Here is a 10,331-nt window from a genome sequence, read left to right as displayed (position 1 = left end):
ACCTTCTTCGCAGCCTTCACCAGCGGTTGCGCCGTTGAAACCACGGCCATCGGCCAGCAGCTGTGCGCCTTCCTTGATGCCTTGCTCGATGTAGCCGGTGATGCGGGCGTGGGCCACGGGGGTGACGATGGGGCCCATTTCGGCGGCCAGGTTGGTGCCGTTCAGTACTTTCAGCGTCTTGGTGCGGGCCAGCAGCTTGGGGATCACCTTGTCGGCCACGTCGCCCACCAGCACGGCCACCGAAATCGCCATGCAGCGTTCGCCGGCCGAACCGTAGCCTGCGCCGATCAGGGCATCGACCACCTGGTCGATGTCGGCATCGGGCATCACCACCATGTGGTTCTTCGCGCCGCCCAGGGCCTGCACGCGCTTGCCGTGGTGGGCACCGGTTTCATAGATGTAGTTGGCGATGGGGGTGGAGCCGACGAAGCTCACGGCCTTCACGTCGGGGTGCACCAGCAGCGCGTCCACGGCCTCCTTGTCGCCCTGGACCACGTTGAACACGCCGTCTGGCAAACCGGCTTGTTTCAGCAAATCGGCCATGAACAGGCTGGCGCTGGGGTCGATGGGGCTGGGCTTGAGCACGAAGGTGTTGCCTGCGGCAATCGCCACAGGGAACATCCACATCGGCACCATCACGGGGAAGTTGAACGGGGTGATACCAGCCACCACGCCCAAGGGCTGGCGCAGCGTCCAGTTGTCGATGCCGGTGGACACTTGGTCGGTGAAGTCGCCCTTGAGCAACTGGGGGATGCCGCAAGAGAATTCGACGATGTCGATGCCGCGTGCAACCTCGCCCTGCGCATCGGTAAACACCTTGCCGTGTTCGGCGGTGATCATGTGGGCGAGTTCGTCCTTGTGCTTGTTTAACAGTTCCAAGAACTTGAACAGCACGCGGGCACGGCGAATGGGCGGCGTATCAGACCAGGCGGGGAAGGCGGCCTTGGCCGATGCCACGGCGGCATCCACGTCTTGCTGGTTGCCCAGGCGCACGTTACGGCTGACCTTGCCGGTGGCGGGGTTGTACACCGGCTGGGTGCGGGTGCTGCTGCCGGTGGTGCGCACGCCGTGCAGGTACTGGGCAATTTCGGTGGAATCGATCGCTGTGGTCATGGGGTGTCTCGTGGTGTGGAGTGAGGCTGCAGTGTAGGCATGCACCCCCTGCACTACAAGGCCGAAAACTTGAATTGATTGTTCAGAATAGTGAACAATAGAGCCATGAACGAGCAGAAAATCAACGAACTCTGGAGCCATTTGCACTGGCTGACGGTATTGGCCCAGCAGGGCAGCTACACGGCGGCGGCGGCGCGGCTGGGCGTGAGCAAGGCGGCGATGAGCCAGCGCATGGCGGACCTGGAGAGCATGGCCGGCGTGCCGCTGGTGCGCCGCACCACCCGCAGCGTGCGCCTGACCGAGGCGGGCCAGCGCCTGGTGGACGACACCCGCGCCTCGTTCGATCAGATAGCGCAGAGCTTCGCCCAGGTGCGGGACCTGGCCGACGCGCCGCACGGCCTGCTGCGGGTGACCGCCCCGGTAGCGTTTGCGCGGCAGCAACTGGTGCCCCGGCTGGCCGATTTTTTGCGCGAGTACCCGGACGTGCGCCTCGAATTGGAGCTGTCAGACCGTTTGTCCAGCCTGGCCACCGAGGGGTTTGATCTGGCCATCCGCCACACCGCCGCGCCGCCCGACACCCACGTGGCCTGGACGCTGTGCGCCACCCGTTCGCTGCTGGTGGCCAGCCGCGCCTACCTGCGCAAACGCGGCACGCCGCTGCGCCCCGAAGATTTGCGCACCCACAGCTGCCTGCACTACCCAAGGGCGCAGGACACGCCGGCCTGGACCTTTGAAAACGCAGGGGAGCGGGTGACGGTGCCGGTGTCCGGTGTCTTGTCGGCCAACAACAGCGAGGCGCTGCGCGATGCCGCCGTGGCCGGACTGGGGATTGCGCTGCTGCCCGACTTCAGCCTGCCCAGCAGCCTGCGCGCCAGCAAGTTGGTGGCCGTGCTGCCCGACTGGCAACTGGTGGGCGGCTATGCCGACCAGCTCTACGCCATCCGCCCCTACACGGCCCATGTGCCGCGCGCGGTGACGGCGTTTGTGAACTACCTGCGGCAGGCGCTGGTCGGGGGATTCGGTGGCGGGGAAGATTCGGAAAAATAGGGCTGTTTTTCAGGTGCCAAATTGGCTTTTAGCGCAGGTTTCATATGCGCTAGAAGCTCCTGTTTTTGATGTCAAAAACAGGAGCAACTGCTTTCAGTTGTCGAACTTAGTTATCAATCACCCGCCGCGCAAAGCCCTGCAGGTAGTCCATCAAGCGCGTGGCCCCGCCCGCTGCGGCCGCCTCGTCGCCACTGGCGATGCCCTGGGCTAGCTCCATGTGGGCGTGCGCGGCTTCCACAATATCGCCTTCATGCTGGTAGGCCACCCAAAAGCGGCGGCACTGCACGATCAGCGGCACCACGGCCTTGACGGCGGAATGGTTGTGGCTGGCCTGGTGGTTCACCTGGTCCAGCGCCAGGTCGGCGGCCATGTAATCGACCAGGTTGCCGCGCATTGCCGCCTGCACCATTTTTTCGGCACAGCGCACAATGTCTTTACGCTGCAGCGCCGTGGCCCGGCGGGCGGAGCAGGCGGCGATCAGGCATTCGAGCACGCGCCGGGTGTGCACGACATCCAGGTGGTCGGCCAGGTCAATGTTGGACACCAGCAGGCCGCGCCGGGGCTGCTGCACGATCAGCCCTATCGACACCATGCGCAGTAGCGCCTCGCGCACGGGGGTGCGGCCCAGCTGGGTCAACTCGACCAGATCGCCTTCGACCACCGGGCTGCCGGGGGCCAGTTTCAGGGTGGAGATCAGCGTCTCGATCGCGTCGTAGGCCAGGTCGGCGGCGCGGCGCTTGGGCGCTGGCGGGGGAGCGAGTTTGGGCATGGTGGTCCGTTGGTGTGCATGGCAATGGTGCATTGGACCAAAAAAAATCTGGCACGCAATCTGCACAAGTGCAAAAAGATATTTTAAATATGTTTCTAATATATTAAGATTGCTTCTGTCACCTATTTATCTCTCAACCCGGACTACCTAGCCTCCTCATGCAGACTGAGCGCCTTCTACCAAGAACACCGCATAACTGGCTTTGCCAGGCTGCTGGTGTTGCCCCCTGCAAGGGGGTTGGCGGAAAGTGCGAAGCACTGCAGTCTGGGGGTGTAGCCATTACCCAAGGAAACACACCATGACATTGCCCCGCTGGAAAGGCATCTTCCCCGCCATCACCACCAAGTTCCACGCCGATGAAAGCATCGACGCGGAAGGCACGGCCAAGCACATCGAATTTCAAATTGCCAACGGCATCCACGGCCTGGTCACCTGCGGTTCGCTGGGTGAAGCCAGCACGCTGACGCTGGAAGAAAAGCTGCAGGTCGCCGACATCGCCCTGAAAGCCGCCAAGGGCCGTATCCCGGTGCTGGCCAATGTGTCGGAAACCAGCACCCGCGAAGCCCTGCGCTACATCGACGGTGCGAACAAGCTGGGTGTGGATGGCTACATGGTCATGCCCTCCGTCATCTACGTGGCCGATGCCCGCGAAGCCATGCTGAATGTGCGCGCCATGGCCAACGCCGCGCAAAAGCCCATCATGGTCTACAACAACCCTGTCGCCTACCGCGTCGATTTGAAGCCTGAGCACATGCAAGAGCTGGCCGATTGCGAATGGATCGTCGCCATCAAGGAAAGCACCGACAACATCCGCCGCATCACCGACCTGCGCAACCTGCTGGGTACGCGCTACCAGTTGTTCCTGGGCGTGGACGATCTGGCCTTTGAAGGCCTGGCGCTGGGCTGCGACGGCCTGTTGGCCGGCGTGGGCTGCGCCTTCCCGCGCGAAACCGTGGCGCTGTACGACCTGATGCAAGAAGGCAAGTTTGCCGAAGCGCTGAAGCTCTACCAGTGGATGACGCCGATGCTGCATTTGGACGTGTCCACCAAGCTGGTGCAAAACCTGAAGCTGATCGACCTGCTGGTGGGTGTGGGCAGCGAACACATGCGCCGTCCGCGTTTGCCGCTGATCGGCGAGGAGCGCGCTTTCATCGAAGGCGTGGTGGCCAAGGCGCTGGCTACGCGGCCTGCAAAATACCAATCCGTCATGTAAGGAAACCCGAATGCAGCGCATCCAAATCATCGATTCCCACACCGGCGGCGAGCCCACCCGGCTGGTCATTGGTGGCTTTCCCGACCTGGGCACCGGCAGCATGGCGGAGCGCCGCGCCGTGCTGGCCGCGCAGCACGACCAATGGCGAGCCACCACCGTGTTGGAGCCGCGCGGCAACGATGTGATCGTGGGCGCGCTGCTGTGCGAACCGGTGGCGGCGGACGCGGCGGCGGGCGTGATTTTCTTCAACAACACCGGTTACCTGGGCATGTGCGGCCACGGCACCATCGGCCTGGTGGTCAGCCTGGCGCACATGGGCCGCATCCAGCCGGGTGTGCACAAGATAGAAACCCCGGTCGGCACGGTGGAGGCCACTTTGCACGCAGACGGCGCGGTCAGCGTGCGCAACGTGCCCGCCTACCGTTTTGCCACGCAGGTGGCGGTGGACGTGCCGGGCTACGGGGTGGCGCATGGCGACATCGCCTGGGGTGGCAACTGGTTCTTCTTGGTGAACGACCACGGCTTGCGCGTGGCCAGCGACCAATTGACCGCGCTGACCACCTACGCCTGCGCGCTGAGCGACGCGCTGAAGGCGCAAGGCATCACCGGAGCCGATGGTACAGAAATCGACCACATCGAATTGTTTGGTCCCGATGACCAGGGGGCCGACAGCCGCAACTACGTGCTGTGTCCCGGCATGGCCTACGACCGCTCGCCCTGCGGCACCGGTACCAGCGCCAAGATCGCCTGTCTGGCGGCAGACGGCAAGCTGGCTCCGGGTGCGTTGTGGCAGCAGGCCAGCGTGATCGGCAGCCGTTTTGAAGCTTCGTATGCGGTGGAGAACGGCCAGGTGATTCCCACCATCCGGGGCCGCGCCCATGTGTGTGCCGAATCGACCTTGCTGATCGCCGAAGACGACCCCTTCGCCTGGGGCATTGCCCTGGCATGAACCCCGATGTCATCGTCATCGGCGCAGGCATCGTCGGCGCGGCTTGCGCCCACGCGCTAGCGCAGGCGGGCCAGCGCGTGCTGGTGCTGGATGCCCAGCGCGGTGGTGCCACCGGCGCGGGCATGGGTCACCTGGTGGTGATGGACGACAACCCGGCCGAACTGGCGTTGAGCCAGTATTCCGTGGCGCAGTGGCGCGCCCTGGCCCCGCAGATGCCCGCAGACTGCGCCTTTAGCGGCTGCGGCACGTTGTGGGTGGCGGCCGATGCCATCGAGATGGCGGCAGCCGAAGACAAGCGCCAGCGCCTGCAAGACCACGGCATCGCCTGCCATCTGCTGGATGCCAAAGCACTGGCCCTGGCTGAACCGGCTTTGCGCCCGGGCCTGGCGGGTGCACTCAAAGTGCCGGGCGACGGCATTGTGTACGCGCCCAACGCGGCCCGCTGGTTACTATCAAAAAATGAGCGCCTTGTGCAGGTGGAATATGCGCTGGTGGCCAATATTGATGGTAATTCTGTGCGTCTGGCCGACGGCAGCACGCGCCAGGCCCCGCAGATTCTGCTGGCCAACGGCATCCACGCCACCACGCTCTGCCCCGGCTTGCCCATTCGGCCCAAAAAGGGTCACTTGCTGATTACCGACCGCTACCCCGGCACGGTGCACCACCAGTTGGTGGAACTGGGCTACGTGACCAGCGCGCACCACAGTGTGGGGCCGTCGGTGGCTTTTAATTTGCAGCCGCGCCCCACCGGGCAGTTGCTGCTGGGGTCGAGCCGCCAGTTCGACACCATGGATACCACCGTAGAGGCGGAGATGCTGCAAGCCATGCTGCAACGCGCGCTGACCTATATGCCCGGCCTGGCCGACCTCAACGCCATCCGCAGCTGGTGCGGCCTGCGGGCTGCCACGCCCGACAGCCTGCCTATCCTGGGTGCGCACCCGGAGCGCGAAGGCCTGTGGCTGGCCGTGGGGCACGAAGGCCTGGGCGTGACGACCGCGCTGGGTACGGCGGACGTGCTGGCCGCTTTGATGACCGGTGGCACGCCGCCCCTGGACGCAGCGCCCTATGGCCTGCAACGCTTTGCGGAGGCGGCATGCGCGTGAATCTGCAGATCAACGGCCAAGCCGTCGCGGTACCCGTAGGCTGCTCGGTCGCCGCCGCGCTGGCCATCGCGGGCAATGGCGTTGCCCGTACTTCTGTCAATGGTGAGCCCCGCGCCCCGCTGTGCGGCATGGGCATCTGCCAGGAATGCCGGGTGTCCATCAACGGCGTGCGCCGACTGGCCTGCCAGACGACGTGCAGCGCCGACATGCGGGTGGAGGTGACGCGGTGATGCAGTGCGACATCCTCATCATCGGCGCGGGCCCGGCTGGCATGGCCGCGGCCTTGGCGGCGGCTCCTAGTGGCGCTTCGATAGCCATCATTGACGACAACCCGGCACCTGGCGGCCAGATCTGGCGAGACGGCCCGAACGCACAGGTGCCGGTGACCGCGCGGCGCATGCGCGAGCAACTGGTGGCCTGCACCAATGTGCACATCCACAGCGGGGCACGCGTTATCTCCGCCCCAGCTCCGCATACTTTGCTGCTTGAAGATGCCGAACATGGCTGGACTATCCAGTGGAAGACACTGATTCTGTGCACCGGTGCGCGAGAGTTGCTGCTGCCGTTTCCCGGCTGGACGCTGCCGGGCGTGACCGGCGCGGGCGGTTTGCAGGCGCTCATCAAATCGGGCTTGCCCGTGGCCGGTGAACGTATCGTGGTGGCGGGTAGCGGCCCCTTGCTGCTGGCCGCTGCCGCCTCGGCGCACAAAGCCGGTGCCAAAGTGGTGCGCATTGCCGAGCAGGCGGGTCTTGGGGCCGTGCTGGGCTTTGCTGCGCGGCTGGCCGCGTCGCCACGCAAAGCTTTGCAGGCGCTGGCGCTCATACGTCCGCAGTACCGTACTTCTAGCCACGTGGTGGCCGTGCGAGGGCAGGGCAGAGTCGGATCGGTGCAAATGCAGCAGGGCGGCCATGTGGTCGAAATCGCCTGCGACCGCGTAGCCTGCGGCTTTGGCCTGGTGCCCAACACCCAACTGGGCCAACTGCTGGGCTGCAGCCTCACACCCACGGGGCTGGCGGTAGATGCCTGGCAGGCCACCAGCCAAGCCGACATTTACGCCGCAGGTGAATGCACGGGTGTGGGTGGCAGCGAGCGGGCTTTGGTGCAGGGCCGCATTGCGGGTCTGGCCGCTGTAGGGGACCAAGCCGACGCCCAAAGCCTGTGGCCCGAACGCAGCCGCTGGGAGGCTTTTGCCCAACAGTTGGCGCGCAGCTTTGCACTGGCACCGCAATTGAAACAATTGCCCCAGCCTGACACGCTGGTGTGCCGCTGCGAAGACGTGCCCTATGCCTCCCTCCAGACCTGTGCAGGCTGGACCGATGCCAAGCTGCATGCCCGCTGCGGTATGGGCGCCTGCCAGGGCCGCGTCTGCGGCACGGCCTTGCAGTTTTTACAGGGCTGGGAACCGCCCGTGCCCCGCAACCCCCTTGCACCTGCGCGCATTGGCACGCTTGCTGCTTTATATGAGAAAGGAGAATAAATATATAAGTTTTACTTCTAGTAGTTCATATTCGCTACATAAAGAAACTCTTTTTCCCCTTGATTGCGGTTCCCGCCTACAGTGCGTCCGTGACCGATTTCATGTTTTTACAACCTCTTCTCTAGGACACAGTCAATGCAAGCCACCTTCACCAAAATTACCCTCGCCTGCGCTGCCGCCATGGCACTGGCCGGTACTGCTTACGCTGAAGACCAGATCGTCAAAATCGGTGTGACCGGTCCTCTGTCGGGCCCCAATGCCTTCATCGGCAAAGACAATGAAAACGGTGTGCGCCTGGCCGTGGAAGACCTGAACGCCAAGAAGATGGTGGTGGGTGGCAAGACCCTGAAGTTCGAGTTGGATTCGGAAGACGACCAGTGCGATCCCAAAGCCGGTGTCAGCGTGGCCCAGAAAATGGTGGACGGCAACGTCAAGTACGTGATGGGCCCTTACTGCTCCGGCGTGGCCATTCCTGCGTCCCGCGTGTACAGCCAAGGCGGCGTGGTGGTGTCTACCGTGGGCAGCAATCCCAAGGTCACCATGGGTGGCTACAAAAACCTGTTCCGTATCATGGCGGGCGACAACGAAATCGGCGCACGCCTGGCTTTCTATGCGGCCAACATCATGAAGGTGAAGAACGTGGCTGTCATTGACGACCGCACCGCCTACGGCCAAGGTCTGGCAGACGAGTTCAGCAAGGAAGCCAAGAAGCTGGGCCTGAACATCGTGGGCCAAGAGTTCACCACCGACAAAGCCACCGACTTCTCCGCCATCCTGACCAGCCTGAAGGCCAAGAACCCTGACGTGATTTTGCTGGGTGGCTACGCACCCCAGGCGGGCCCCATGTTGCGCCAGATGAAGTCGCTGGGCATCAACGCCAAGCTGCTGGGCGGCGACGCGATCTGTACTGCTGAACTGGGCAAGCTGGCCGGTGATGCCGCTACTGACACCGCTTTCTGCGCCCAGGGCGGTGCGGTGCTGGACAAGACCGCCGAAGGCCCTGCTTTCAAGGCCAAGTACAAGAAGCGTTTCAACGTTGAACCCGATGCCTACGCACCTTCGTTCTACGACCAGACCATGTTCATCGGCCAGTCGATGCAAAAAGCCGGTTCGGTCGATCCAGAAAAGGTCGGCGCCGAGATCTACAAGACCTCGTACAAAGGCATGTCGGGCACGTTCGGGTTTGACGACAAGGGCAACCTGAAGTCTGCCCCGATCACCATCTACACCTTCAAGGCAGGTATGCCATCGGCTCTGGGTACGTACTGATCGCCACTTTGACGGGTAAATAAAAAGGCCGCGCAAGCCTAATGCCAGTCAGTTAAGAGCTGACTGGCATTTTTGTTGGGTACTTCATGGGACGGCGCTTGACGACGCGAGGGTATGAACGCTGGGTGCGCCGCGCAGGGATCACGAACAAATGGGCATGCTCAAAGAGCAGAGCCAGGCGCTTGGGCAACGAGGCGGCTGACTCCAGTGGTGCAAAGCGCAATACATCGATGATGGCGATGGATGTGGCGTGAAAGCCGATTCGCAGTGGCGCCACCTTCACGTGCTCAGCCATCTGGCGCATCAACCTGCGCAGCAGCGTGTAGGCGATCAGCACGCCCCATAACTCCTGACGCACCAGATGGGGCTGCTTGCTACGCAACGCGAACGCTCCGGCCTGCAATGACTGCTTTATTTCCCTAAACCCCAACTCAATCTCCCAGCGCTGGACATACAACTGCGCCAATGGCTGAGCCGGGTAGCGCTTGGCATCGGTCAGCGAGGTAATAAAGCGGCGGGTGCGCCCGCCCAATTGAACTTCAATGAGCCGAGCCTGCCAGTGGCTTGGCAGTTTGGGGTGCAGTCGGCGTGCACGGGGAGATACCGGCATGGAAATCGTGTAGTCGCCCGGGGCGTTCCTGGCCACCACCTCGTGGCGCAAGTTGTCCTTGGCGCGCATCAGCCAGTGCCGTTGCTGCCCGCGCTCTTGCCAGTCCAGCAAGAATGCGGCCGAGAAGTAGGCCCGGTCAAAGACAGTGAGGGACTGATCGCAGCCGGCCAACGCAGCCGCCAGCGTTAGCTCCCCTTGGGTCATGGCACCCAGGCGAGCATCCAGCAGCTCATGGCTATAGGTGTCCATGAGGCACACCGCGCGTATCTACGGGGAACTGCCTGGCCCATGCTGGTTGGCGCAGCATCCCAGCGATTGACGCTTCTCTGGCGTATCCAGCGCCGACCAGACGACTCCATCGACGGCCAGCACGCGCAAGCCCTGCACACACTGGGCAGCGCACACAGACGATGTCCATGCGCTGGTGAGCAAGGTAAATAACTGCTGCAGTGGCTCATCGCCCAGGCGCTGGCGAGCCTGGACAGCGGCACTGGGTGCGGCCATGGGCTGTCCGTCCAGCGTCAAACCCAGCTGGCGAACGACATGCCAGGTAGGTTGATTGCGAAAAAGGGCCAGGCCGATGACCAGCCAGACCATGTGCTCGGCGGGTAGCTTGCGCCTGCGAATGGATGTTTTGCCTGTAGCTTGAAGGGCTTGTTCAATCCATTGGGGATCGATCAACGCGCTCAACTGATCCAGGCTTGGCGGGGTCCGCGCCAGTGTTTGCGACAACTCGCTTTGCAACCAACTCATAAAACAAAAAAGGGAACATGTTGAACAC

General features: G+C 63.3%; 11 protein-coding genes. 7 read left to right on the top strand and 4 right to left on the bottom strand.

All coding sequences use genetic code 11. From position 1 onward, the window contains the following. A partial coding sequence (gene mmsA / locus ABI213_RS17050) for a CoA-acylating methylmalonate-semialdehyde dehydrogenase (RefSeq protein ID WP_348027965.1) occupies nucleotides 1-1,113 on the bottom strand: 1,113 nt, incomplete at its 3' end. A 105-nt stretch (nucleotides 1,114-1,218) separates the two neighbouring features. Here mmsA and ABI213_RS17045 point away from each other — a divergent pair. Next, nucleotides 1,219-2,160 (top strand): LysR family transcriptional regulator, encoded by a 942-nt coding sequence (locus ABI213_RS17045; RefSeq protein ID WP_348008096.1) that lies wholly within the window; start codon nucleotides 1,219-1,221, stop codon nucleotides 2,158-2,160. 106 nt (nucleotides 2,161-2,266) lie between these two features. Here ABI213_RS17045 and ABI213_RS17040 read toward each other — a convergent pair whose 3' ends face one another. Beyond that, nucleotides 2,267-2,929 (bottom strand): GntR family transcriptional regulator, encoded by a 663-nt coding sequence (locus tag ABI213_RS17040; RefSeq protein WP_348008095.1) that lies wholly within the window; start codon nucleotides 2,927-2,929, stop codon nucleotides 2,267-2,269. Between the two features lie 298 nt (nucleotides 2,930-3,227). On the opposite strand from ABI213_RS17040, the gene ABI213_RS17035 reads away from it, so the two are divergent. From ABI213_RS17035 to ABI213_RS17010, 6 genes are all read left to right on the top strand, one after another. Then, entirely contained in the window at nucleotides 3,228-4,142 is a 915-nt protein-coding gene (locus ABI213_RS17035) for a dihydrodipicolinate synthase family protein (protein WP_348008094.1), read from the top strand. A gap of 10 nt (nucleotides 4,143-4,152) precedes the next feature. Next, nucleotides 4,153-5,091 (top strand): 4-hydroxyproline epimerase, encoded by a 939-nt coding sequence (locus ABI213_RS17030; RefSeq protein WP_348008093.1) that lies wholly within the window; start codon nucleotides 4,153-4,155, stop codon nucleotides 5,089-5,091. Next, complete coding sequence (locus ABI213_RS17025; RefSeq protein ID WP_348008092.1) at nucleotides 5,088-6,194, top strand: FAD-dependent oxidoreductase; 1,107 nt, start codon at nucleotides 5,088-5,090, stop codon at nucleotides 6,192-6,194. The genes ABI213_RS17030 and ABI213_RS17025 overlap by 4 nt, the downstream gene beginning before the upstream one ends. Then, complete coding sequence (locus ABI213_RS17020; RefSeq protein WP_348008119.1) at nucleotides 6,191-6,424, top strand: (2Fe-2S)-binding protein; 234 nt, start codon at nucleotides 6,191-6,193, stop codon at nucleotides 6,422-6,424. The genes ABI213_RS17025 and ABI213_RS17020 overlap by 4 nt, the downstream gene beginning before the upstream one ends. Then, nucleotides 6,424-7,671, top strand: a complete 1,248-nt coding sequence (locus tag ABI213_RS17015) for an FAD/NAD(P)-binding oxidoreductase (RefSeq protein WP_348008118.1) — start codon at nucleotides 6,424-6,426, stop codon at nucleotides 7,669-7,671. The genes ABI213_RS17020 and ABI213_RS17015 overlap by 1 nt, the downstream gene beginning before the upstream one ends. Before the next feature lie 135 nt (nucleotides 7,672-7,806). Then, entirely contained in the window at nucleotides 7,807-8,940 is a 1,134-nt protein-coding gene (locus tag ABI213_RS17010) for a branched-chain amino acid ABC transporter substrate-binding protein (protein WP_348027963.1), read from the top strand. A 52-nt stretch (nucleotides 8,941-8,992) separates the two neighbouring features. Here ABI213_RS17010 and ABI213_RS17005 read toward each other — a convergent pair whose 3' ends face one another. After that, nucleotides 8,993-9,808 carry an IS4 family transposase gene (locus tag ABI213_RS17005; protein WP_348027961.1) on the bottom strand — a complete coding sequence of 272 codons (816 nt, stop codon included), beginning with the start codon at nucleotides 9,806-9,808 and terminating at the stop codon, nucleotides 8,993-8,995. 9 nt (nucleotides 9,809-9,817) lie between these two features. Then, nucleotides 9,818-10,331 (bottom strand): transposase domain-containing protein (locus ABI213_RS17000; RefSeq protein ID WP_348027959.1); only part of this gene is annotated, 514 nt, incomplete at its 5' end.

Origin of the sequence: Rhodoferax sp., from assembly GCF_039922535.1 — a bacterium.
Classification (GTDB): Bacteria; Pseudomonadota; Gammaproteobacteria; order Burkholderiales; family Burkholderiaceae_C; genus Rhodoferax_B.
Note: the sequence above shows the minus strand (reverse complement) of the source record. Positions and strands in the feature narration are given on the sequence as shown.

What these genes read in the sequence shown, in the direction of transcription:
- ABI213_RS17045 (WP_348008096.1), top strand. Translation starts at nt 1,219, where the DNA reads ATGAACGAGCAGAAAATCAACGAACTCTGGAGCCATTTGCACTGGCTG.
- ABI213_RS17040 (WP_348008095.1), bottom strand. Translation starts at nt 2,929, where the DNA reads ATGCCCAAACTCGCTCCCCCGCCAGCGCCCAAGCGCCGCGCCGCCGAC.
- ABI213_RS17035 (WP_348008094.1), top strand. Translation starts at nt 3,228, where the DNA reads ATGACATTGCCCCGCTGGAAAGGCATCTTCCCCGCCATCACCACCAAG.
- ABI213_RS17030 (WP_348008093.1), top strand. Translation starts at nt 4,153, where the DNA reads ATGCAGCGCATCCAAATCATCGATTCCCACACCGGCGGCGAGCCCACC.
- ABI213_RS17025 (WP_348008092.1), top strand. Translation starts at nt 5,088, where the DNA reads ATGAACCCCGATGTCATCGTCATCGGCGCAGGCATCGTCGGCGCGGCT.
- ABI213_RS17015 (WP_348008118.1), top strand. Translation starts at nt 6,424, where the DNA reads ATGCAGTGCGACATCCTCATCATCGGCGCGGGCCCGGCTGGCATGGCC.
- ABI213_RS17010 (WP_348027963.1), top strand. Translation starts at nt 7,807, where the DNA reads ATGCAAGCCACCTTCACCAAAATTACCCTCGCCTGCGCTGCCGCCATG.